Origin of the sequence: Croceitalea sp. MTPC5, from assembly GCF_036985505.1 — a bacterium.
GTDB lineage: Bacteria > Bacteroidota > Bacteroidia > Flavobacteriales > Flavobacteriaceae > Croceitalea.
This window is the reverse complement of sequence record NZ_BTGQ01000001.1, coordinates 989,908-1,014,459: the sequence shown is the minus strand read 5'-3', so window position 1 is coordinate 1,014,459 and position 24,552 is coordinate 989,908. Positions and strand designations below refer to the sequence as shown.

Sequence of the window (24,552 nt, the reverse complement as noted above, 5' to 3'; positions counted from 1 at the left end):
TCCGCTTAATTAAAAATCAAATTAAGAAAGTCTCGTGAAGAACTAGCAAATCCTTCTGAATCAACGGAGGTTTATAGTTTTTGAAGGGAACTACATTTTCCTCAAGTCCTTCGAAAAGGTTTATATAGGTGTAGATAAAGGCCTTTAAGAAGACAAAAGTTTGAGAATCAATCTCAAAGGAGACCTTTTTTAAATCATCCTTGCCAATGTTGACGAAGGCGTCAGTACTGCAACAATCCTTTTGCCCTAAAGAGCATTTAGCGGAAGTGTTTTCTGGATTTTGAAGCTTTTCATCACATGGCTTTGCCTCACCGGTCACAGAAAGGCTGACCAATTTACTACAGCAAAAATGCATATTTGCCGTAAAGGAAGTGGTGGTAAATAATACGGCACAGGTTAGAAATATGGATAATATTTTGGAGTAAATTCGCTTCACAACTTAAAAATACAAAAATTTTGTTTAACCACTTTAAACTGATTTTAACTTTTGAAAAAATATAAAATACTGTATATCAGTAATATATGCAATTCTTGGTCAAAGAATCGCTCTAAAACTAATCAATAAGGATAAACAAAAAGATGATATTGGTCATGTTTTGACCATCAGTGAAGCCTAAGAAATTGCGAGAGATTACCAAAACCGCTAATAATACGGCAGATTTTCTTTAACCTATACTATTTTAATCAAAAATCAATTTTAACGTTTTTTAACTCTATTCTAGAGAGGGTTTCCAACTGGTTATTCCCGTACGCTTTTTCGATGTGGTCAAAAGAAATACTTCCTTTTGTTTTTGGTTTTAGGTTGTGATAATCCTGTAAGGTCACGCCATTGATCATACGAGCATTATAAGCTTCCCGAAACCGGATACCCCCTTTGCCGGTAGAGTATTTATAAGCAAAGTAGTCCATGCTATAATCCTTGACGTCGAACCAATAGAGGAACACATCCTCAAAATCATCGCCACCGCCCTCTTGTTCAAAAGTAACACGGATTTTATAATACTCCTTACCTTTTATCACGCTTCTACCTTGGTCTTCTAAAATGACCGCAGGGTCTTTGAGCCAAAGGGGCAAAAACGCAAAGTATATGACCGAATTCACCGAATTGGCATAGGCTTTCTTTCTTTTTTCGGTAAGGTTTACCAAGGTATCGGCCACATAACGGACCAGCCCCTTATTGGTATAGACATCCCGTATTTCGGTGCCATCGGGTTTATTGCCGATTCTTGTGTATTCAAATCGCCCCTGGTTTCTTTTGTATGTATACTGATAATCCCTAAAATCGAATGAAGCCTTCGTGTTTTTCAATTTTTCGGTTCCCGAAACTGCTATGGCCTTATCGATGATATCCTCTTGGCTAAAACATGGCGTTTGAGATAATAATATCATCAGACCAAGGCTAATTATAAAGTATTGTATTGGATGGAATAATTTCATTCAGCGTTACTTTAATCGTTCTAACATCAGTTGCATCAAAATGTTGGCGCTTACGCGCGCTTTTTTCTTTAAAAAAGCCCTCGGCGTATTGTCCCCGATTTCAAAGACCAAGGCTTCCGCCCCATGGGCTACAAAAAAATAATTACGGGAAACAGTAGTCGGTAGCATGTTGTCGCTTGGCCTGATGTTGGGGTCATACCCATCGAGTTCTTTCTTGATATCCGTCAGCCAGTCGGTAACTAAACTGGGCATGTTCCCTTCTAAATCTGGATCGACCGTATAATAGATATCGTCCCATGTGGAGTGAAAATCGATACCAAAATAGAATTTTCCTTGATTCTGCCTTACCTTTTCCTCCATAAAATGTTTGACTGCCCGGGTTTCCGGTTGATTGAAATTGGCCCAATCCCTGTTTAAATCGATACCCCCGGCATTATGTCTCCAATGGCCATTGTCAACACCATCCGGATTCATCAGCGGAACTACATAAGTAGTGAATTTCCTCCTGAATTTTTTGGCCAATTTGGTGTCCGATGTAATGGTTTCTATGAAGGTTTTCATCGCGAGGTACCCGGTTACCTCTGGTGGGTGCTGGCGCGAGATGACTATCAGCATATTTTTCGATGTTTCCTTTCCGATTGCCAATAGATTCAGGTTTCTATCCTGCCTGCTTTTTCCGATTATTTTTTTGGCAATGAAATCTTTCTTCGCTAGGCTGTCCACCCAAGCGGAGACATGATGCGAAGTATGCAACTCTTGCCCTGACACCCACAGGGTATCGGGACCTATATGCAATTTCATACTTACTTTTACGGGAAGGGAGCCGGGACCAAAAGCCTTATCCCCCTTTTCATACTCGGTATAGTTGATAGAGTCCAGTGGCGACCAAACAAGCCCATCGGAACTGAGCTTCGGGTAATAGCGATGCTTTGCCGATTCGTGGTAGGTCATAACAACGTTGATCGGGTTCTTTTCTTTCGCCCATACCTTAAAGGCGTACCAAGGGCTGGTGTTGATGGGAGTATTTTCGGGTGTTATCAAAACGGTATAGGTACTGTCATTGTTCTTAACGATACCGTTGAGTCTGGCCCCGTCAAAGTCATTCGAGAACATGACGGCATCATCATCAAATGTAAAATTGCCCTTCCATTGCCTTTGAACCGGCCTGGCATCCGTGGGAACGATTTCTATTGGGGGTTGCCCCTGATATTTTTCGTTTTGGGCATAGGTAATGCCTAGGCCCAATACATAAAATAGTACTATGATTTTTTTCATAATAAGTGACTTAAATAACCTTAGTGTTCAATGATAATTTCTTGAAATAATTTTGAGTGGCGCGGTTTACCTTTGGCGATAGGATAATGGCAGATAACATGGTCGGTATGGCCATCAAGGCAAAACTGATATCAATAAGGCCTACGACACCTGACATCGTTGACACCGCACCCAAACTGATACTTATAATGTACACATAATTATAGAATTTTTTGTACTTGGTGCCGAAGAGAAAGGCTGTACATTTTGAACCGTAATATGAGTAGGTGAACAATGACGTCAACGCAAAAATGGATACGATAAATACCAATAACAAGGTGCCTACTTCGGGCATGGTCTTTACAAAGGCATTCAAAGTTACGGTAACACCACCAATATTGGGGTCTTGCCAACTATCGGTCACCAGAATGGCGATCGCGGTCAATGTGCATACCACAATCGTATCAATGAAAGGCCCGAGCATGGCCACCAGGCCTTCCTTTACAGGTTCCAAGTTTTTTGATGCTCCGTGAGCCATGGGTGCCGTTCCGATTCCAGCTTCGTTCGAAAAAGCGGCTCTGCGTACACCGACAATTATGATGGCACCCAAACTTCCGCCCAAAACGGCATTACCGGTCATGGCATCCGAAAACACTTGTTCAAAAGCGGGTAGAATTTGGGTATAGTTCATCATCAGAATATAGGATACCGAAAGAAAATACAGTACCACCATAAAGGGCACCAATTTGCTGGCATAGTTTGCAATCCGCTTGATGCCGCCAAAGATGACTACGGAAACCAAAATGCTTATGACCATCCCTATGAGCAATGAAGATGTCGATGATTTGGGATGATCAAGAACGGGCAGCAGTACATCGTTCAAGATCTGGGTAAGTTGGTTGGCCGTGAATATGGGAAGGGAGCCGAAAAGACCGGCAATCGAAAAGAATATTGCCAGTGGTTTCCACTTTTTCCCCAAGCCCTCGGTAATCACGTACATGGGGCCGCCCTGTACAACCCCAGAATCGTCTTTGCCCCGATACATAATGGCCAGTGAACAGGTATAGTATTTTGTTGCCATACCAATCAGTGCGCTCATCCACATCCAAAAAAGCGCACCGGGCCCACCCATGCCAATAGCCAAAGCGACACCTGCAATGTTTCCCATGCCCAAGGTTGATGACAGGGCCGTTGATAATGCCCTGAAAGCACTTATCTGGCCGACATCCGATGAACTGTCATACTTACCGCGGACTATGGCCAAGGCATGAGAAAAATACTTAAAGGGCAAAAGTTTGGAATATATTAAAAAATAGATTCCACCGCCAACCAATAATAGCAATAAGGGAATGTCCCAAATCCAGTTGCTGAATCCTATAATGGCTTTTTCAATGGCCTCCGTCCAGCTATTTACCATGTTCAAACTGCTGTGAGTATCTCTTGAACAATTCTTGATGTGGCCCATCTAGGGTAATGTTCTTGCCCTGAATAAATGCCATTGAAAGGGAATTGGCCTGCACATCCAGGGCATCTCCCTTTGAAACGAACAAAGTGGCATCCTTACCGACACGAATGGATCCTACACGTCCATCAATACCCAATATTTTGGCCGGATTCAGACTGATCAATTGTAGTGCCGCTTCCCTATCCATGCCAAAAGCAGCGGCCGTACCTGCGTAAAAAGGCAGGTTTCTTGAAGTAGAAAGCATACCGGTATGGCTCAAGGCCACAATGAGGCCTTCCTTTGACAAAAGGTACGGTAATCGATAATAGGCGTCGTAGTGCATATCGTCACTTCTGGGATAGGCATAAGTGGGCGGTAGAATAACGGGGATGTTGTTTTCCTTTAAAAAATCCTTTACCGACAACGCGCTGTATGAAGTGACCAAAAAGATTTTTTGTACGCCGTGTGCCTGTGCAAATTCAACGGCCTCGATAATTTCTTTGGGTTCACCGGCGTGAATGGCCAATCTTTTATTTCCAGAAAAAAGCCCCTGTAAGGACTCCAACTTTAGATTCGTCTTCTTGTCGGCGATGGTGCCGTAGGAAGAGGCCTGAGTAAACAATTCGTGCAATTGCGATAGTTTGGAGGCATAGGTTTTGTTTTTTTTGATGCGCCTCGTCTTTGTTTTCGCGTCGTAAGAAGATGACTGTGCCGATGGCCAATACAAGTGTATTGCAGCTTCCTCTACGAAAACGGCCTCCTGCCAGCTCCGGCCATCCAGTTCCATGACTGCGGATGTTCCGGATATTAAACCCCCGGACCTGATGGTTTCTACCATGAGTATGCCGTTGTACCTCAAGGTGGGGATATGTTCCGAACCCGTGTCGAAAGCAAATACCGTCTTTAAACTCGGGTTCATGTCTCCTTCTTCCAATTTGTCGTTGGAATGAGGAACCCCGCTTATTTCTTCAATGCCTATCAGTGAATTGGCCAAAATGAATCCCGGATAAATATGCTGTCCGGAAACATCAATGATCTTATAATCGTTGAATTCGCTGCCCGCGTCTTCAAGTTTTCCGACATAGGTAATTTTTCCATCCTTAAAACCCACTGTCGTATTGTCAAGAACGGTACCCTCGCCCGTGTGTACCCTGCCACCAGAAAGCAGCATGGGCTCGCTCTGGGGTTTGGCGGCTTCGGGAAGCAATTGTCCTTCCGCATCATCGGAAATAAAGAATAGGCTTATTGAAATCAGGCTAAAAAGTACTTTGTTTAATCTGGTCATTGGTTTGAAATTAATGGTCCATTTCGATATATTCACAATCGAATTCCGGTTTTGTATTCGAAATTTTGGCCGTTGGCCGTTGGTCGGAATCACCGCTCCCCATTTTTTTGAGGATGCGTGATTTCTCTTTTTGGTTGGCTTTCCTGAGTTGTTTGTCCCTCTCGATATCGAAATAGATGGTCCCTTCAATAATCGTCTTTTCGGGTTTGGAATAAAGGGATAGGGGAGGGCCCGACCACAACACCACATCGGCGGATTTACCCACTTTGATGCTGCCCATGGTGTCGTCAAGATGCAAGAGTTTGGCAGGGTTCAACGTTATCATTTTAAGGGCATTCTCTTTACTTGAACCGCCATATTTAATGGATTTAGCCGCCTCATGGTTCAAATGCCTAATGGTTTCCCTACTATCGGAATTGATGGCGGTCAATACCCCTTCATTGTTCATGATGGTAGCATTGTACGGGATTGCGTTGCGGGTCTCCCATTTGAAGTTCCATTTGTCGGAGAACGTACTTCCACCAACACCGTGTTCCACCATTTTGTCCGCTATGCGATATCCTTCGAGGGCGTGCGTAAACGTATTCACGGTAAAACCGAACCGCTCGGCAACATCCATCAACATCATCATTTCCTTTTGCTGGTACGAATGGGCCGAAATAAACCGTTTACCCTCGATGATCTCCAACATGGCCTCATTGACCAAATCCTTTCTGGGCCGGACCAAGGTATTTTTTCTTTTCTTGACTGCTTTGTCAAAGGTCCGCCAGCTTTTTTTATAATCCAATGCCTCGGTAAATGCGTTGGCATAGAACTGTTCCAAGCCCATAAGACTTCTGGGGAAGCGGATGGATGGGGCACTTTTTGACCTTTTGGGGTTTTCGCCCAAAGCAAATTTTATGAAAGGAGCTGCCTTTTTGATTTTGAGTTCTTCAGGGCCAACTCCCCACTTGAGCTTGATTATGGAGGATTGCCCCCCAATAGGGTCGGAAGAACCATGTAATATATGTGCGGCCACCACACCACCTGCCAATGCCCTATAAATACTTGCATCTTCCGAGTCTAGCACATCGCCCATACGCACCATACCGGAATTGGTGGTAATTTCGTTTACCGCACTGATGGCGATATGGGAATGCTCATCGATAAGGCCTGCGGTAAGATGCTTTCCGGTACCGTCTATGACATTAGCATCGTTGGCTGACAGATTAATCCCGATTTTTGCGATTTTCCCTTCTTCCAGCATTACATCGGTGTTGGAAAGGACGCCTTCGTCTTCATTGGTCCAGACCGTTGCGTTGGTAATCAAGATACGCTCCGATGCTATTTTTTCAGGGGTTCCGAAAGCCATAAAGGGAAAAAAGACCTTCCCCAAGGATGCTGTATCCTGTTCAGGTTGCCCTGTTTTATCGTTTACTTCTTCCAATACTTTCTGTATCTTGGTTGCTGCCCATCTAATCTCCTTTTCGTAATCTATCGTTCCGGTCCCCTTTAAGACCGTCTTATCTCCAACGGTCTCCATCCATCCCGTCAAACTATATGTTGAACCTTTTGCCTTAAATTCCAACACCGGAACATCCCGCTCCATAGTAAAGCTCATCTTTTCTTTGGAACCCCCTTGGGGAACTATGGAGCCCTCATATTTTTGTAGATTCTTTGACTGAATATTCAAGGTTGCATTTAAGTTTCCGGCTTCAAGGGAATATTCTCCAACGATGCTTTTATCTGCCAGGTCGTTGGCCATGAAGCGATTGCCCTTCACCCAATTTTCGATAAGTGCCGTCTTTTCATCAAAAAGGTCGCCGTCGGTAATGATGAAATTCGCCAGTTTGCCCTTAGCTAAAGTGCCTACGATGTCATCGACTTTTAAGATGGCAGAAGGCGTGGTCGTGAGTGCTGAAAGTGCTTTTTTCTTGCTCAGCCCATAGGTAACGGACTTTCTAAGGTTTTTTAAAAAATCGTTGCTATTATCGGTTGGATGGGCGGTGACGGCGAAACGGACACCGGCCTTTTCCAAACGTGATGGGTTGGTAGGGGCCAACTCCCAATGTTTAAGATCGGCCAAGGATATTTTATCGACAACGTGCGGGTCGGTAATGTCATAGTCCTTCGGAAAATGTATGGGAATGACCAATGGAGCATTCATTTCTGTGATTTCCTCAATACGTTGGTACTCGTCGCCCCCGCCTTTAATAATAAAATCAATATCAAACTCTTTCCCTAATCTGTATGCCCGTAGGGCCGTTAACCAACCTTCGGTTTCAATGATTTGTGGAAGTTTTTTGTTATTCACAAGGGCTTCCAGGGAGAGATCTGTAAATGGTTTTTTGGAATGGCCCCCATACCATTGGGCATCGTAGAAAGTCTGTCGCAATAAGGCGATGGAACCCATAGGCGATACGGGATAATCTTGCGTGGAGCTTCCCTTGTCAAATGAATAATGGGCAGCCACTTTGGGCTTTATAAGCATATTGTTCTCTCGGCCATCGCCAAGTACCACTAAAGCCGCTGTGCCCCGGGCAATGCCATCGGGTCTCATGGTGGCAACGGTTCCAAAACCTTGGGACCTTAATTTTTCGGCCATCTTTTCATTTATTTCGAAGTGTTCTGCACCGTCGTAACTGGCCTTTATGGCCTCATTGGCGTTGTAGGCACCTTTGGTGTTCGACTGGATCTGCTCCCTTTTTACGTAAGGACTTCCCCTTTTGGGTATAACCACTTCGGGTTGACCGTAATTGCTAAAAATATCTATGAAAGAGGGATAGATGTAGCGCCCTTGATAATCTATTTCGGTGTATCCTTTAGGAACTTGGGCTCCTGAAACGACCGCTTCTATAACGCCGTCTCTCAACACCAGTGTGGCATCGTTAAGAATGGTTGCCGGATCGACTACAATAGTAGCATGCGTTAGCGCAAAGGCATTTGGTCTGCGATCTGAAACGTCATTTTTCGGAAAGGTCTCTTGACCATTGGAATGAACAAAGAAAAGAACCGCGATGAGCGATGTAATGGACTTGGAATATTTGAGTGTTCCCATTTCAAATTCTGGTAATATGGATTAGTCTAATTTTAGATATCGAACCAATGGGCCAATTCAACTTTCCCTGCTTTTTCAGTTTTATAGTAGAAAGCATTGGTCTGTGGATCGTAAGTGTATTCCTCGCTCAATTTCTCACCTTCTTCGGACACCCTCTTAATAGCGGAAAGAATATAGTCGAGTTCATTATCGGTCATTGTAGGATGCAGCGAAAGACGCACCCATCCGGGTTTTTCGGCCAGGTTACCCTCGTCAATTTTACTGGTAATGCTCCGGGAACGCTCTTGGGACACCTCCAACAACAAATGCCCGTAGGTACCGGCACAGGAACACCCGCCCCTTAATTGAATCCCATAATGGTCGTTCAATAGCTTTACGACCAGATTGTAGTGAAGATGCTCCAAGTAAAAGGAAAATACACCAAGACGGTAACGTACCTCTCCGGCCAAGACATGCAACCCGTTTATTTTGGGTAGCTCCTCAAAACATCTTCTTACCAATTCATTTTCACGTCGACGGATTTTCTCAACGCTCATTTTTTCTTTTAACCCTATGGCCAAAGCAGTTCTCATGGTCTGTAAAAATCCGGGGGTACCGCCATCTTCGCGAGCTTCGACACTTTCAAAAAAACTATGGCCTCCCCAAGGGTCGGTCCAAGTGACCGTACCCCCTCCGGGATTATCGGGAATTCGGTTTTTGTACAATTTTTTATTGAAGACCAATACACCCGAGCTTCCGGGGCCTCCAAGGAATTTATGGGGCGAAAAGAACACGGCATCCAATCTTCTTGACTCCTTTTCGGGATGCATATCAATATCGACATAGGGTGCGGAAGCAGCAAAATCCACAAAACAATAACCACCATGGGCATGCATGATTTCGGCCAGCTCATAGTAAGGTGCACTCACTCCGGTTACGTTCGAACAGGCCGTGAAAGAGCCTATTTTCAGCTTTCTGTCCTTGTACTTTTCCAACTCTTGGTTCAGGACTTTTGCGTCTACGAACAAATTCTTAGTAGGCTGCAATACGACCACATCTGCAATAGTTTCCAACCACGTCGTCTGATTGGAATGATGCTCCATGTGGGTCAGAAAAACAACGGGGCGTTCGTTTTCCGGGATGGTAAAGGATTTCTCTAGTTTTTCCGGAATCTTAAGCCCGAGAATACGCTGAAATTTACATAGTACTCCCGTCATACCCGTATCGGTAGTGATAATGGCGTCTTCTTCGGAAGCGTTTACGTGTTTCTTAATTTGGATTTTGGCCGTCTCATAAAGACCCGTCATCAATTTGCCCGTATAACTCGTCTCTGAGTGGGTATTCCCGACCATGGGGCCGATTCTTTCACGCATTATATCCTCGATCGGACCGTACAATCTACCACTAGCGATCCAGTCGGCGTAGACCAAAGGTTTTGTCCCGAACGGCGTCTTTATCTCCGTATCGATACCGATGATATCTCTTCTGAAATCGCCAAAATAAGATTCCAGGGTTTCTTTTTCTTGTGCTATCATTTCTCTTTGAAAAATAAAAGACCGCCCTTGCTTAATTGAACTCCAAGATTGACTCACGAACTAACTCAAATAATTAAAAGTCTAAAGCAAAACTACTTCTTGCTTCTATGCTTTAATCGTCAATATGGATGTTCAATTAAGAGGACAGCCCTATACTAAAGATTTATTGTATTCTATCGTATTGGCAGCAACCTGGCAAATCTTCATAAACCGATGCTTCTGCCTTATGGAACTCGGTATCATGACCTACCGCGGCAATGGCCTTGGAAACTTCATCCTTGGTAACGGCCTTGTCAGAAACACCGATACTGACCATTTTGGTTTCTTTGTTCCATTCCGCATTGGCAACCCCAGAAACCGCTCTGGCCGCTTTTTCGATTCTTTTTTTGCACATGCCACAATTGCCCGACACCTGAAAATCAAAGGAAGCTACCGTACTATCGGTGGAAGCTTCACTACTATCCGATTCGCGGTCGTACTGACAACAACCGGGCAGCGCCTCATAGGCACTATCGCTCGCCTTGCCGAACTTGGTATCGTGGCCCACTTCGTTGATTGCCTTGGAAACTTCCTCCAACGAGGTTTTTTCGGAATCATAGGCTACCTCTATAATTTTTGTATCCTTGTTCCATGTTGCGCTGGCCACCCCTTCTACAGAATTGGCCGCTTTCTCGATGCGTTTTTTACAGCCATTACAATTGCCCAACACCTCAAACTCGCTTGATTTTTCTTGTGCATTTAAAAAGGACACGGCGCAAAAGGCCAAAACTAAAGACACAAAACTTTTTACTTGCTTTTTCATTGAATTTTAATTTTAAGAAAATTGATATTTATTATTGATTAATGGGATTTGGAACAAAAAGACCTGGATCTTCGGGTACGCTGGTATTGGCCAATACTTCATCCTCAGGATATAGGAACCTTTCCACCCTACCAGGGACCGTGGTGGTATTGTTTGGAAATGGTACGGCCACTTCACTCTCCGTACGTAGCCTTCGCGCATCATCAAATGGCATAAAGGTCGTAAAACCAGTAATGTAGCGTTCCTCTACAATTTCACGTAACAAAGCAGTATCAGCATCAACACTATCAGGATTCTCGATGCCACTGGGGGCAAAGTCCGCGGCGGTATAAGCATCGTACATCATAGGCTGGCCCGCTACACTAGCATTGAAAAAATCGCCCGTCGCCAATTCGGCCCTCCAAGCGTTCAAATGCCCCAAACCGACATTAAAGCCTTGGGTACGGGCTCCCGCTTCGGCCAGAATCAAAAGGTTCTCTTGATAGGTAATCAGCGGTTGTGGCTCCAGTTCATCGGCTATACCCAAATTACCGTCCGGATTCGCCTCATCAATAGTATAATACTGTAGTCGGGCAGTTTCATTGGTTTTTGTATTGTTTCTTGAAATACCACTAGATAAATCCAAAAGCTGTACAAGGTAACTGTTTCCAGTTCCCGCACTGGGTGTGTTGTTAAGCAATATCCAAAATTTGTTTTTTGTGCTGGTAACATCTTCCAAATCCAAGGGCACGAACATCATGTTATTTTCTTGGGAAGCAATTCCATTCTGTGCCGCGGCGTAGGCCAAATCGTACTGTCGTGTTAGCATGTAGAACCTAGCCTTCAAGGTCCATGCGGACTCTAGCCATTTTATTGCGTCGCCATTGAACAGAAAATCTTCCAAGACCACATCTTGAGGGGTGACGTTGGACAGGTTGCTGATGGCCACATCCAATTGTGACTGTAACGAATTGAATACTTCTGCCTGACCATCAAATTGGGGATTGTCGATCTCCAACAGGGCATTGGAATAAGGAATATCACCATATAGAGAGGCATAGTTTCCAACAAGTTGGGCCTCTAGTACCCTTGTAATTCCTTGGTATCGATTATTGTCGGGCGTTCGTTCCCTAATTTCCTTTAACGGGGTCAAAACTTCTTGATACCCATCCCAGTTAAAGTCGGTAAACGTTACATTATAGCTGTATCGCTCCAATTCCGTTTGGTCAAAACCAATTAGCTGACCAGACCAGTATCCTGCCATTCTATTGAAATCATCCAATAGGATATCAATAAGGTTCAACTCGGCCCCATTCAAAAATAGGCCAGGTTCCAACTCGTCCAAAGTAAAGTTGTTTGGGTTTTCGTTAATCCCATCCACCAATTCTTCGCATCCTATAAATAGGGAAGTTAACAGTAGCAACAGGATGATAAGATTTTTATTTGCTGTCTTCATTTTATGCTGTATTAGGGTTCGTAGTTTAAAAAGTAGCCGTTAGGTTAAAAAGTACAGAACGGGTGGAGGGGTTGGTGAAATAGTCCATCCCCGAGGCATTGCTGATTCCATAGTAACTGGTTTCGGGATCAGAGCCAATGATGTCGGTCCACAAAATAAGGTCCCTACCCGTCAAGGCTATTCTTAAACTTTTCAGGGGAAAGTTTTTGTACCGGTTTCTATCAAATGTATATCCTAAGGTCACGTTTCGGAGTTTAGTCCATGTGGCATCCTCAATATAAAGGTCGTTGAGTTTGTTGAACCCAAGGCCCCCGCCCCGTGTTCTATAAAACGATTCATCGAGCAATACATTACCCGCCCCAAAATCGGCGATATTGCCCCTAACCGTAGTTCCGGTGCTGAACACATCACCATTTACATTTGCCAAATCCTCGGTCAGGGTAATTTCGTTGCCTACATCGGCGTGGGTACCAAAGCCATACATTACGATTCTTCCACGGTTGATGAAGTCCCCGCCCTGAGAGTGTTCAAAGAGAAAGCTAAAGTCAAAACCCTTAAAGTTCAGTTGCATACCGGCACCACCTCTCCAATCGGGATTGGGATCTCCTATAACCCGTCTTTCGGTATCCACTTCAGGAAATCCGTTCTCATCCAATGCACGGGTACCGTCTTCGTTCAACACGGAACCGGGGAGCCAGAACGAACTCATTGGAAATCCTTTGACAGCTTTGGAAGTACCCCCGATATCCACGGTCTCCGCTCCGAAGATATCTACCACCAAATTTTCGTTGTTGTTAAAGTTGGCATTGAACGATAGTGAAAAATCCTCTTTTTCGATGAGTTTCGCCAAGAGGTCTATTTCCCAGCCCTTGTTTTCTATGATACCTGCATTTCGGTAGCTGTTATTGAAACCCGAACTGGGATTGGTTTTGACCTCGAACAGAATGTCATCTATTTCATTTTCATAATAGGTCACCCCAAGATTAAGTCTATTTCCGAAAAATCGCAGGTCGGCGCCAATTTCGTATTCCGTTTTTATTTCTGGCCTAAGGTTACGGTTGCCACGAACATCCGAAACCTCAAAAACACCACCAAAATCTTGGAAATTGGTGGTTGCAAGCGTCTCAAAACGATAAGGCCCTGGTTGTATCCCGACTTTTCCCCAGGATGCCCTCAATTTTCCGAAAAATTGCTCGTCATTTTCAAAAAGGTCGCTGAATTGCCATGCCATATCCACGGAAGGATAAAAAAATGCCCCTTCAATGGTAGAAGATGCCTCTAAAGAGGCAGATGCATTGACGAACAACTGGTCGAACAAGCCAAAATTGACGAGCGCATAACCTCTATTGGTTCGGATTTGACGTAAATTCCGGCTCCAGCTCGTGGAAGCATCATCCGGATTCAGATCTGAAATAGGTTGTCTAGAATCCACTACAAATGGGGTCAATCTTATGGATGATGTGGCTCTTTTTCTGTTGTTGAAGTTGAAACCCAATGTGGTGTTCACATTTATGTCCGGGGTGAGATTATGCTTGGTTTTCATAAGAAGGTCAAAGTTGTACTCCTTGCTTACCGCAACGGTCGAACGCATATCACCGAATCTTGACCCCCCGGCCGTATTGATCGGCAGAAACTGTAGTCTTTCATCGGAGTAATAGTCCAATCCACCACGAAGTGTAAAATCAAGCCAATTTGAAGCCCGAATATTTATTTCGGGGGTCATTAGAAACCGATCTACCCTGGTTTCATTGCGTTGTTCGTATATAGTCCATAATGGATTGTTATATCCCGCATTACTAGAGGCCCCTATCTGATTTCGATAAGATCGCTGCCTGTTCTGAAAAACATCACCGTTACCATCGACATAAGTCCCAATGTGACCCCTGATATCAAAATCTGCAGGGTTCCTCAGCAAACCTATATAAAGGCCGGTGATACTTCCACCACCTCGAATCCTGTTGGATTTGGTGTAGGTATAGGCTACATTATTCCTCACATCCAACCAATCAGTGAGGTTTACTTTGGTGTTCAGTCTAATGTTCTGACGGTTATAATCTGCATTTTTGACGATCCCATCCTGTTCCAGGATACCGTAGCTAAAAAAATAGGAAGCTTTTTCGCCACCGCCAGCAACAGAAAAATCATGCTGTAGAAATGAACCGTTTCTAAATACAGCATCAAAATTCTCGTCGATAAATGTTTGCCTGGAATTTTTATTGGCAATGGGATAGTACAGTTCACCGGAAGGAGTAACAAAATACTCTCCGCTGGTATCAAAGTCATCTTGTCCGCCGGGTCGGTCAGCGATACGGTCTCCCCATGATTCGGTCCTGTTCAATGCCCGTACACCGCCCCGGCCTTGTCCAAACTTGTCCTGCAAGGGTACCCTTACCGATATATCGTCAATGGAATAGGTAGAGCTATAGGTAAATGTAGGACGTCTATTAAACGATCCTCCCTTTGTGGTAATTAAAATAACCCCATTGGCCGCTCGTGAACCCCATAAGGCGGCAGCCGATGCTCCTTTCAAAATTTGAACATTTTCAATATCATTCTGGTTGATGTCGTTCAATCTCGACTGCTGGGTAACACTCGTACTGCCTCCTACACCATCATCATCAAAAGAATCGTTGCTTACTGGGATACCATCTATAATAATAAGGGGATTGCTATCCCCCTCAATGGAATTAATTCCCCTGATCTGGATATTCGAACCAGCTCCAGGATCTCCATTTTGCCGGGCAATACGAAGACCGGAGACTTTTCCTGAAAGGGCATTGATAACTCCAGTTTCTCCTGATTTTACGATGCGCTCGGGTTCTACTGAGGAGCTTGTGGCGCCCGTCTCGTCCTTTAATTGCTTAGTGCCTATTGCCGTTAGTACCACCTCGTTCAATTGGTTTGCACTAGGCGCCATTTCAAGATTGATGACATCGTCTTGGCCGATAGTTACCTCAGTGGTCTGAAAGCCAATGTAGGAGAAGACCAATACATCTCCCGTGGATGCCGTAATTTTATAGTTTCCATCAAAGTTGGTCGAAACACCTTTGGTGGTTCCCTTGATGACGATGTTGACGCCTGCGAGGGGAACCCCTTCTTTATCGGTCACCTTACCGGTTACGTTCATTGATTGTATTGGGTTGTTCGGCCCAATATTGGAAGAGGTCTTTGTGCTTGTTTTCGCTTTTATATTCTTTTCCAACAGCACAATGAGCTTTCTTCTTACTTCAAAAGACACTTCGGTATCTTTTAAGATAATTTCCATAAGCGTCTCTATTTTTACTTTATCGACATTTACGGAAATTCTTTTTTTGATATCCAAGTCCGAATTTTTGTAAAGGATATTGTAGTCTGTTATTTTTTCTATTTCATCAAATATTGATTCTATGGTAACATCTTCCATATTCATAGAAATTTTTGATTTCTGTGAATAGGTATTGTTGGCATGTAATTGAAACAATGCGACTAATAAGAGTAGCGCTGTTATTTTCATTTTCAGGTCTATTTTAAGAACAAAATAGTCTTTAGATAGTGTGTTTTTCATACTTTTGAAAGAGTTTAAAAATTGGTCAATCAGTTTTTGAATTTGTTTGGAATCATGGGATTGTTACAGCAATCCCTGATTCTTTTAAGGTTTATTTCATGCGCTTATTGGTTTGGTTTTATTTTTATTTTATCACCTTTCATGCTATAATCAAAGCCTTTGATCCGCTGAAAGGCAGTTAGCACTTCTTCGATGGTTTCGGTCTCAAACCGTCCAGTATATCGTTCTTTTCCGATATTCTCTTCATCAATGCCTATTGAAATGTTATAATGCCGCTCCAGTTTTTTAGTGATGCTGTAGAAATCTTCGTTTTTGAATAGTAGGATTCCATCCTTCCAAGCGATATGGCTGCTGATATCGACATTCTTACTTGTCAGCGCACTTTTGGAATAGTCATATGAGGCCATTTGGTTGGGTTGAAGGAGTATTGCTCTGCTCACGGAAGCATCCCGCTTTTTCACTTTAAGACTGCCCTCAACCAAAACTATTCTGGTCTGCTGGTCATCATCATAGGCCGATACATTGAATGCTGTACCTAAAACCTTAGATTTAGTGAACTCGGTTCTCACATAAAATGGCCTCGAAGAATCTGACTTCACCTCAAAGTATCCTTCACCCCTTAACATCACGTTTCTTGGGCCTTTACTGTTAAAGACAACGGGATATGTTATTGACGAACCCGAATTCAAGTATATCTTAGTACTATCGGATAATACTATTTGAAACTTTTTACCGTAGGGAACATTTAAAGTATGGTAGACCAATGGCTCTTGAAGCCCATTGACAGACTCATTCTTTTGATAAACAATTTGGTCACCTTCTTGTTGAGCACTAAAGGTATTGGTCTTGGCAACCGTTTTACGCCTATCGGTTTTAACGATTTCTTCATCTGTGCCATTGCTTAGCGTAATGGTGACATTCTCCTGGAATCGTATCTGATCTTTTTCATTTTGGAGAAAGTATAATGCTCCGACAGCAAGTAACCCAAGGAAAACAGCGGCGTACTTTAGTGCACGCAGCACGATAGGTTTCTTATGGGTGTTATTATTCTTTGCAAAACTTTCAAGCAATTCCATCTTCAATCGTTCGGCATTTTCTTTTGCAATTGCACCTGAAATCAAATGGTGAAGTTTTATCTCTGCCTCGAACTTGGGCTGGTTTTGGTCAAGCCATTTTGTCAAAAACTCAATTTCCTCAGCTGTTGCCGTATTGTTCAGAAATTTGTGGATGATTAAATCTTTGTTTCGCTTTTCCATTGCTTTTTTGTGCAGTTTTCTATTCTTATGCTAAACGACTGAAATTTTAAATACCCTCGCTTTTTATTGAAGTTTATGGTAAAAAAGGCTTTTTTTTGTTAAAATAACCTATGGATTTGAGCTCTCAGAACCAAAATGTTGATATAAAAGCAATCCGAGAAGGGGACAGAAAAACCTTTGCTTTGTTAATAGCCGCCCATTATGAGGCAACATTTTGGTATGCTCAAAGTCTGACCAGAGATGAAGCCTTGGCGAAAGACATGACCCAAGAGGTTTTTTATAAGTTATGGAAAAAAAGGAAAAAGATAAAGGATGGCGTCGTAATAAAGGGTTGGCTTTATAAATCGGTTCGAAACACTTTTCTGGATTATATAAAAAAAACAAAAAAAGAAACCCATTTACTGGAAGCCGCCCTGGCAGATACTTTGGACAATGTCATTGAAAAAGAAGGGGAAGAAAAGATGCACCAAAAAATGGCCGTCATCGAGAAAGAGATACAGAACCTTCCCAAAAAGTGCCATAGGGTGTTCTTGTTAAGCAAAAAAGAAGGGTTGACAAACAACGAAATAGCTGAATATCTAGGGATTTCAATTAAAACGGTCGAGGGGCATCTTAGCAAAGCGCTGAGGATATTGAGAAAGAAAGTATTAGATAAAATTCAGTTACTTTTTATGCTTCTAAAACCTACTAAAAGCACTTGAAAAACGACAGACCTTATCTCAATTTTTGGTTGTCAAGGATTTTCAATACTTCCTAAATTCAGATTCAGAATAGTGGAACTTCCAAAATGTTTTTTGTTTCAATAATATGAAAACCCTATATCACTACGTTGATTAGTATAAAGCTATTTTATGGAACGAAAGGAATTTTTGCGAAATATAGGTGCAGGGGCGGCCTTTGCCCTGGTTTATCCCTGCTTGAACGGATGTTCAAAAGATAGTGCTGAGACAGGTCTTCCTGTTCCCACGGGAATTGATATCACCATAGACCTTGATTCCCAGGAAGGGGGGGCGTTACAGAACAACGGGGGATTTATCTTAAAGGAGTTTGTCGTAGTGGCTAAAAACTTGGAGGGGGAATATGTGGCCGCCAGCCAAATCTGTAGCCATCAACAAACAGAGGAAGTACGTTTCATTACCGAAGATGGGGGTATCTACCGTTGTGCTACCCACGGGGCCAGATTCGACCAAAATGGTAACCCTTTAAACAGTATTACGCCCAATCCCTTAAAAATTTTCAATACCGAACTAAATGACAGGATGCTCAGAGTTTTTGAATAAAATAGTATATGTACTGGAACGGAATTTGTTGCTATGCTCCAAATCAAACAGATGAAAAGGCAAATGCATGTAACGGTAAAGAACAATACAAGGAGACGAACCACACAAATTTGGTATATCTGCACCATAATAAGTTTTATACTCTTGTCCAATTTTTCGTTTTCACAATCAAGCCCAAGCGATTTGGCAATAGAATATCGCACCATAACAAGGGGTTCATATCAACTTTTAGCATTGAGCGAAAGCAGAATGGTATTCACTCAAAAAAGCAGAGGGAAAACCATTGACACCTTGAAAATGGACAACCAGAAATGGGAACGAATAACAGAATTGGTACAAACTCTAAGATTAAAGGAATTACCTTATTTAGTCGCTCCCTCTGAAAAGCGGAAACATGACGGTGCGGCACATGCAAAACTCAAAGTTTATTTCAGGGGACAGCTATATGAATCAACAGGTTTTGATGACGGGAACCCTCCCGAAACCATTAAGGAGTTGGTCGAATTGGTAGTGGAACTTAAACCTGACTAAATTGAACAGACCACATAGATTTCTAAAGGAGATAATGTCTTAAAATATGTTAAACAAAAAAAGAGTGTTAAAAATTTTGTAGTTTTGCAATGATTTATGAAAGTATTTTGTTTCAAAATATTATCTTTTTTGATGGCGCTCATTGTGCTATTTTCCACTTTTTCCTTCACAATGAACAGCCACTATTGCGGTGACTATCTAGTGGATTCGGCGTGGTTCGTGGACGCCGACTCTTGTGGTATGTCAGTCGCCAAAGACCAACATTCACATGAGAAATCAATCATGAAGGATGGTTGTTGTAATGATGTGACTTGGACCATTGATGGTCAGGACGACCTCAAAATTACCTTTGAGGATTTGACCCACGAGCAGCAATTGTTCGTTGTTTCATTTATCTATTCGTATATAAATCTTTTCGAGGGGCTCGAAACCAAAAATAATGCGTTTGGAGACTACTCGCCCCCTCCATTGATAAAGGATGTTCAGGTCCTTCATCAGACTTTCCTTATTTGATATTAAGTAATTGAATCTTTGAGCCCAGCGATGGTATCGCTTTGGGCTAAACCCTTTTTGTTGATTTTTTCAGCACATCTTTCAATTATTTAATCATCAATACCATGCTAAACAAAACAATCCGTTATTTTCTTGAAAACAGGTTGATAACATTTATGTTACTCCTTGCCTTTATATTTGGAGGAGTCATAACTGCCCCATTTAACTGGGAACTTTCCTGGATGGACCGGAGCCCAGTACCTGTAGACGCCATTCCCGACATTGGGGAGAACCAGCAGATAGTCTTTACAGAATGGATGGGGCAATCACCACAGGATATAGAGGACCAGATCACCTATCCACTTACAACGGCCCTGCTTGGTATCCCTGGCGTAAAGACCATTCGCAGTAATTCCATTTTTGGTCTTTCAAGTATCTATATCATCTTCAACGATGATGTGGATTTTTATTGGAGTCGGACCAGGATTCTCGAAAAGCTTAATTCGCTGCCACCCGGTACCGTTCCCAGTGAAGTAACCCCCGCCTTGGGGCCTGATGCCACGGCACTAGGCCAGGTATATTGGTACACTCTGGAGGGTAGAGACCCGAAAACCGGAAAACCCACAGGGGGTTGGGATCCACAAGAACTTAGGACCATTCAGGATTTTTATGTACGCTATTATCTGACGGCTTCGAGTGGTGTTTCCGAAGTCGCATCCATTGGTGGTTTTCTAAAAGAATATCAGGTGGAAATCGATCCCGATGCCATGAAGGCCAACAATGTCGATGTAGGGATGATCATGAATGCCGTTAAGAACAGTAACCTTGATATCGGCGCAAGGACATTGGAGTTCAATAGGGCGGAATATCTGGTCAGGGGTTTGGGCTATATCAAAAACTTATCAGATTTGGAGGAGAGTGTGGTTACCGTCAGGGATAACGTTCCCATACGCATAAAGGATGTGGCCAAAATACAATTCGGTCCTGCGGGACGCAGGGGCGGTCTTGATAAAAGCGGTGTCGAAGCTGTGGGCGGTGTCGTTGTGGCTAGATATGGAGCCAATCCACAGGCCGTTATCCAAAACCTAAAGGATAAAATCCAAGAAGTTGCACCTGGTCTACCATCAAAGACGCTTGCTGACGGAACAGTTTCTAAAATAACTATTGTCCCCTTTTATGACCGATCAGGTCTGATACAAGAAACTTTAGGAACCCTGGAGCAGGCCCTATCACATGAAATATTGATTAGCATTTTGGTTGTAATCGTATTGGTGTTGAACTTGAGGGCATCGGTATTGATATCAAGTATATTGCCCGTTGGCGTATTGATGACATTTATACTGATGAAATATTTTAATGTCGATGCGAATATTGTGGCATTATCCGGTATAGCTATCGCAATAGGGGTAATGATTGATGTTGGGATAGTTTTTACGGAAAACATTGTTAGGCATTTAGAAATGCCAGAAAACCATGGGGCAAGGGGCAAAAAATTGCTGCAGATCATATATGAGGCCACAGTCGAGGTTGCCTCTGCCGTAATTACGGCTCTTGCCACTACGGTTGTAAGCTTTCTGCCAGTATTTGCAATGCAAGCTGCGGAAGGAAAATTATTCAGGCCTCTGGCATGGACCAAAACATTCGCTTTGATTTCGGCCTTGTTCATTGGAATTATGTTCATTCCTGCCCTTGCAAAAGTTATGTTTTCCATTAGAATCGATACAAAGAGAACAAGTCGAATATTTAATGCAATTTTAATCGGTTTCGGATTGGTTTTCCTTATTGGATATGGAAGCTTCATTTCGCTGGCCCTAATAGCCATTGGCATAAACAATTTACTCATTCAGGTACCAAACTGGAGTGGACTTAACGGGAAGATTAGATTGCCCTATTCCGAAAAACTGGCCAATTATATCAATATAGTCATAGCCATTATGGTTTTGGTCTATTTGTTGACCATTGAATGGATGCCTTTGGGAGTTTCTAACTCAACATTTGTCAATTTCATCTTCGTGATAGTTATTATCGGCTTGGTTCTGGGCGCATTAATGGGAATAGTGCATTATTATAAAACAATCTTAATCTGGTGTTTGAACAATAAATGGAAGTTTTTGTTTATTCCAATCTTTGTTGTTTTTCTTGGGATGAATATATGGCTGGGATTTGGAAAAATCCTTGGTTTTATGCCTGAATTTGCCAAGGACAATGTGGTTTGGAATAAATTGGATAAAACCTTCCCAGGACTGGGTAAAGAGTTCATGCCAGCATTGGACGAGGGTTCTTTCCTGTTAATGCCAACGACAATGCCGCACTCCAGTATTACTGAAAACATGGAGGTCATTGCAACAGTTGACAAGCATTTGAACTCCATACCGGAAATAGCATCCGCTGTTGGTAAATGGGGTCGTGTCAATTCGGCCTTGGATCCTGCACCTACCTCCATGTACGAGAACACCATTAACTATCTGCCCGAATACATTTTGGATGTGGATGGCCATCGAATGCGCTTTAAGGTAAACGATGAAAAGGCCTTTGTCTTGAAAGATGGTTCTACGTATAAATACGGTGAAGATGATTTCAGAAGAATTGGTGTTGAACAGCTCATTGAGGACGAAGATGGCGAAAATTTTAGACAATGGCGGGAGCATATTAAGAAGCCAGATGATATATGGAATGAAATCGTTAAGCATTCCAAATTCCCAGGGCTTACGTCGGCACCTAAACTTCAGCCCATTCAAACACGTTTGATCATGCTTTCGACGGGCATGCGAGCACCTATGGGGATAAAGGTCTTTGGCCCCACACTTGAGGTCATTGAGAAAGTTGGTTTTGAGCTTGAAAAAATCTTGCAAGAAGTTCCTAGTGTGAACCCAGCCACTGTCTTTGCCGATAGAGTGGTGGGAAAACCATACTTGGAAATACGACTCAACAGACAGGCCATGTCACGATACGGATTGACCATTAAAGATATGCAAATGCAACTATCCGTTGCAGTCGGGGGCAGGCAATTGTCCACTACCGTAGAGGGCAGGGAACGGTTTCCCGTCCGGGTTCGCTATGCAAGGGAGTTTAGGGACAACCCTGATGACCTAAAGAAAATCTTGATTCCAACACCTGCAGGTGTTCAAGTTGAATTGGGGGAGCTAGCCGATATAGAATACGTAAGAGGACCTCAAGTCATTAAAAGTGAGGACACGTTTTTAACAGGCTATGTCATATTCGATATGAAGGAGGGTTATGCGGAAACCAACGTTGTAGAAGATGCCCAAGCCTTGATTGAAGGCAAAATGGAAAGTGGGGAATTTCAATTACCCGCAGGGGTAACCTTTCGCTTTACGGGTAATTATGAAAATCAAATAAGGGCCTCAAAACGGTTAATGATCGTAGTGCCCATTTCTTTAATCGTCATCCTATTGATATTGTATTTCCAGTTTAAATCAATGACCCCATCGTTAATGGTATTCTCTGGAATATTTGTGGCTTTTGCAGGTGGTTTCATTATGATTTGGCTCTACGGTCAGGATTGGTTCTTGAACTTTAGCGTTGCTGGAATGGATATGCGAAACCTTTTTCAACTGCATACTATAAATCTTAGTGTTGCTGTGTGGGTCGGTTTTATAGCACTTTTTGGAATCGCTACCGATGACGGTGTAATTATGGGCACATATCTTATGCAAACATTCGAAAAGGAAAAGCCGAAGACGATTGATGAAATAAGAACTTCCGTTTTACATGCAGGCTCCAAAAGGGTTCGTCCCGCAATGATGACGGCGGCCACGGCAATTATCGCCTTAATTCCTGTACTTGCAGCTACCGGTAAAGGTTCAGATGTGGTTGTCCCAATGGCCATTCCCACCTTCGGCGGAATGCTGTTGCAGGTAATGACCATGTTTGTTGTACCGGTATTATACAGTATGTGGAAAGAGAAAAATTTAAAAAAACAATTAAAAGAAAGCAATGCTTAGATCAACAAAGATAGTTTCAAAAAGGGATGCCATTTTTTTCATGCTATTTCTTTTAACGATAGGCCCCTCCCTTTTTGGTCAATCGGACCTAGAAGGATACCTGAAGTTTGCGGCCGAGAACAATCCAGGACTTAGAGCAAAGTTCAACGACTATATGGCGGCAATGGAAAAGGTGCCACAAGTAGGTGCTCTGCCCGATCCTACGGTCGCGTTTGGATATTTTATACAACCGGTCGAAACTAGGGTGGGACCCCAAGAATGGCGCTTCAACTTGGCACAAAGTTTTCCATGGTTCGGCCTTTTGGGTGCCAAGGAAGATGTGGCCACTGAATTGGCCAATGCCAAATATGAAGATTTTGAAAACACAAAATCCAATTTGTTCTTTGAAGTGAAGACGGCTTATTACAACTATTACTTTATCGAAAAAGCCATCGAGATTACAGAGGAGAACATGGAAATCCTCAATATCTTCAAAAGATTGTCCTTGGTGAAAATAGAGGCCGGAAACGCCTCAGTTGTGGATGAGCTCAGGGTAGAGTTAGAACTGAACGATCTTGAAAACCAATTGGCGCTATTTAGGGATACTAAATACGTTTTACAGGTAAAATTCAACAACTTGTTGAATACCGATGAGCAGGCTCCAATTGCCGTACCGGGTACCTTATGGCAAGACGAACTGCCCGAGGGACAGTTGAATATTCTTGATGAGATTTATGCCTCTAACCATCAATTGAAGGCAATTGAGCACCGGCTGAACGCCTTTGTAAACCAAGAGGAGGTGGCCAAAAAGGAAGGCCTTCCGAAATTCAATGTAGGATTGAGCTACACTATCGTGGGTGAAAATGACATGTCAACGGCCGTCGATAACGGAAATGATGCCTTTGTGTTTCCTTCCGTCGGCATATCTATTCCCCTATACCGCAAAAAGTATAAGGCCATGGTCAACGAGGCACAATATTTACAAGAAGGTGAAATCCTAAGACGGGAAGACAAGAAAAACAGTCTTACAACCATTTATGAAAATACCTCAAAAGACTTCAATGATGGCGATAGAAGAATCGCACTGAACAAAAAGCAGTCCGAAATTGCAAAAAAAGTATTGGATATACTTATTACGTCCTATTCCACGGATGCCAAAGATTTTGAAGAGGTTCTGCGAATAGAAAGGCAATTGTTGAAATACGAATTGTCCTATCAAAGGGCATTGGCAGATAAAAATGCCGCAGTGGCATTCACATATTATTTACTAGGAAATTAAATTTTTAAAGAAACAAGA

At 42.9% G+C, this 24,552-nt stretch carries 17 protein-coding genes; 6 read left to right on the top strand and 11 right to left on the bottom strand.

The window, feature by feature from the left end:
• Positions 1–16: 16 nt before the first annotated feature.
• From AACM45_RS04650 to AACM45_RS04600, 11 genes are all read right to left on the bottom strand, one after another.
• The gene (locus tag AACM45_RS04650) at positions 17–436 is read right to left on the bottom strand and encodes an HYC_CC_PP family protein (protein ID WP_339141069.1); all 420 of its coding nucleotides are present in this window, start codon (positions 434–436) and stop codon (positions 17–19) included.
• A gap of 248 nt (positions 437–684) precedes the next feature.
• Positions 685–1,437 (bottom strand): DUF6503 family protein, encoded by a 753-nt coding sequence (locus AACM45_RS04645; protein ID WP_339141068.1) that lies wholly within the window; start codon positions 1,435–1,437, stop codon positions 685–687.
• Positions 1,438–1,443: 6 nt separating this feature from the next.
• Positions 1,444–2,712 (bottom strand): M14 family metallopeptidase, encoded by a 1,269-nt coding sequence (locus AACM45_RS04640; RefSeq protein WP_339141067.1) that lies wholly within the window; start codon positions 2,710–2,712, stop codon positions 1,444–1,446.
• Positions 2,713–2,722: 10 nt separating this feature from the next.
• Positions 2,723–4,108, bottom strand: a complete 1,386-nt coding sequence (locus AACM45_RS04635) for an alanine/glycine:cation symporter family protein (protein ID WP_339141066.1) — start codon at positions 4,106–4,108, stop codon at positions 2,723–2,725.
• A complete protein-coding gene (locus tag AACM45_RS04630; protein WP_339141065.1) occupies positions 4,098–5,420 on the bottom strand; it encodes an amidohydrolase family protein in 1,323 nt (440 codons plus the stop codon). Before AACM45_RS04630 ends, AACM45_RS04635 begins: the two co-directional genes overlap by 11 nt.
• Positions 5,421–5,430: 10 nt before the next feature.
• Entirely contained in the window at positions 5,431–8,457 is a 3,027-nt protein-coding gene (locus tag AACM45_RS04625; protein WP_339141064.1) for an amidohydrolase family protein, read from the bottom strand.
• A 32-nt stretch (positions 8,458–8,489) separates the two neighbouring features.
• A complete protein-coding gene (locus AACM45_RS04620) occupies positions 8,490–9,971 on the bottom strand; it encodes an aminotransferase class V-fold PLP-dependent enzyme (protein WP_339141063.1) in 1,482 nt (493 codons plus the stop codon).
• A 163-nt stretch (positions 9,972–10,134) separates the two neighbouring features.
• Complete coding sequence (locus AACM45_RS04615) at positions 10,135–10,773, bottom strand: heavy-metal-associated domain-containing protein (RefSeq protein WP_339141062.1); 639 nt, start codon at positions 10,771–10,773, stop codon at positions 10,135–10,137.
• 31 nt (positions 10,774–10,804) lie between these two features.
• Positions 10,805–12,208 carry a SusD/RagB family nutrient-binding outer membrane lipoprotein gene (locus tag AACM45_RS04610; protein ID WP_339141061.1) on the bottom strand — a complete coding sequence of 468 codons (1,404 nt, stop codon included), beginning with the start codon at positions 12,206–12,208 and terminating at the stop codon, positions 10,805–10,807.
• A 25-nt stretch (positions 12,209–12,233) separates the two neighbouring features.
• Positions 12,234–15,752, bottom strand: a complete 3,519-nt coding sequence (locus AACM45_RS04605) for a SusC/RagA family TonB-linked outer membrane protein (protein ID WP_339141059.1) — start codon at positions 15,750–15,752, stop codon at positions 12,234–12,236.
• Between the two features lie 104 nt (positions 15,753–15,856).
• The gene (locus tag AACM45_RS04600) at positions 15,857–17,008 is read right to left on the bottom strand and encodes a FecR family protein (protein WP_339141058.1); all 1,152 of its coding nucleotides are present in this window, start codon (positions 17,006–17,008) and stop codon (positions 15,857–15,859) included.
• Between the two features lie 110 nt (positions 17,009–17,118).
• Here AACM45_RS04600 and AACM45_RS04595 point away from each other — a divergent pair, with 110 nt between their 5' ends.
• The 6 genes from AACM45_RS04595 (at position 17,119) to AACM45_RS04570 (ending at position 24,534) form a co-directional block, all read left to right on the top strand.
• On the top strand, positions 17,119–17,709 hold the full coding sequence (locus AACM45_RS04595; protein ID WP_339141057.1) for an RNA polymerase sigma factor: 591 nt from the start codon (positions 17,119–17,121) through the stop codon (positions 17,707–17,709).
• Between the two features lie 150 nt (positions 17,710–17,859).
• The gene (locus AACM45_RS04590; RefSeq protein WP_339141056.1) at positions 17,860–18,288 is read left to right on the top strand and encodes a QcrA and Rieske domain-containing protein; all 429 of its coding nucleotides are present in this window, start codon (positions 17,860–17,862) and stop codon (positions 18,286–18,288) included.
• Positions 18,289–18,339: 51 nt separating this feature from the next.
• Complete coding sequence (locus tag AACM45_RS04585; RefSeq protein WP_339141055.1) at positions 18,340–18,819, top strand: hypothetical protein; 480 nt, start codon at positions 18,340–18,342, stop codon at positions 18,817–18,819.
• Positions 18,820–18,915: 96 nt separating this feature from the next.
• Entirely contained in the window at positions 18,916–19,332 is a 417-nt protein-coding gene (locus AACM45_RS04580) for an HYC_CC_PP family protein (protein ID WP_445227719.1), read from the top strand.
• A 104-nt stretch (positions 19,333–19,436) separates the two neighbouring features.
• A complete protein-coding gene (locus AACM45_RS04575) occupies positions 19,437–23,276 on the top strand; it encodes an efflux RND transporter permease subunit (RefSeq protein ID WP_339141053.1) in 3,840 nt (1,279 codons plus the stop codon).
• Positions 23,269–24,534 carry a TolC family protein gene (locus AACM45_RS04570; RefSeq protein WP_339141052.1) on the top strand — a complete coding sequence of 422 codons (1,266 nt, stop codon included), beginning with the start codon at positions 23,269–23,271 and terminating at the stop codon, positions 24,532–24,534. Before AACM45_RS04575 ends, AACM45_RS04570 begins: the two co-directional genes overlap by 8 nt.
• The last annotated feature ends 18 nt before the right edge of the window (positions 24,535–24,552 follow it).

Excerpts from the sequence above, each read along its gene's own strand:
- AACM45_RS04645 (WP_339141068.1), bottom strand. The coding sequence starts at position 1,437 with ATGAAATTATTCCATCCAATACAATACTTTATAATTAGCCTTGGTCTG.
- AACM45_RS04640 (WP_339141067.1), bottom strand. The coding sequence starts at position 2,712 with ATGAAAAAAATCATAGTACTATTTTATGTATTGGGCCTAGGCATTACC.
- AACM45_RS04635 (WP_339141066.1), bottom strand. The coding sequence starts at position 4,108 with ATGGTAAATAGCTGGACGGAGGCCATTGAAAAAGCCATTATAGGATTC.
- AACM45_RS04630 (WP_339141065.1), bottom strand. The coding sequence starts at position 5,420 with ATGACCAGATTAAACAAAGTACTTTTTAGCCTGATTTCAATAAGCCTA.
- AACM45_RS04625 (WP_339141064.1), bottom strand. The coding sequence starts at position 8,457 with ATGGGAACACTCAAATATTCCAAGTCCATTACATCGCTCATCGCGGTT.
- AACM45_RS04620 (WP_339141063.1), bottom strand. The coding sequence starts at position 9,971 with ATGATAGCACAAGAAAAAGAAACCCTGGAATCTTATTTTGGCGATTTC.
- AACM45_RS04615 (WP_339141062.1), bottom strand. The coding sequence starts at position 10,773 with ATGAAAAAGCAAGTAAAAAGTTTTGTGTCTTTAGTTTTGGCCTTTTGC.
- AACM45_RS04610 (WP_339141061.1), bottom strand. The coding sequence starts at position 12,208 with ATGAAGACAGCAAATAAAAATCTTATCATCCTGTTGCTACTGTTAACT.
- AACM45_RS04605 (WP_339141059.1), bottom strand. The coding sequence starts at position 15,752 with ATGAAAAACACACTATCTAAAGACTATTTTGTTCTTAAAATAGACCTG.
- AACM45_RS04600 (WP_339141058.1), bottom strand. The coding sequence starts at position 17,008 with ATGGAAAAGCGAAACAAAGATTTAATCATCCACAAATTTCTGAACAAT.
- AACM45_RS04595 (WP_339141057.1), top strand. The coding sequence starts at position 17,119 with ATGGATTTGAGCTCTCAGAACCAAAATGTTGATATAAAAGCAATCCGA.
- AACM45_RS04590 (WP_339141056.1), top strand. The coding sequence starts at position 17,860 with ATGGAACGAAAGGAATTTTTGCGAAATATAGGTGCAGGGGCGGCCTTT.
- AACM45_RS04585 (WP_339141055.1), top strand. The coding sequence starts at position 18,340 with ATGAAAAGGCAAATGCATGTAACGGTAAAGAACAATACAAGGAGACGA.
- AACM45_RS04580 (WP_445227719.1), top strand. The coding sequence starts at position 18,916 with ATGAAAGTATTTTGTTTCAAAATATTATCTTTTTTGATGGCGCTCATT.
- AACM45_RS04575 (WP_339141053.1), top strand. The coding sequence starts at position 19,437 with ATGCTAAACAAAACAATCCGTTATTTTCTTGAAAACAGGTTGATAACA.
- AACM45_RS04570 (WP_339141052.1), top strand. The coding sequence starts at position 23,269 with ATGCTTAGATCAACAAAGATAGTTTCAAAAAGGGATGCCATTTTTTTC.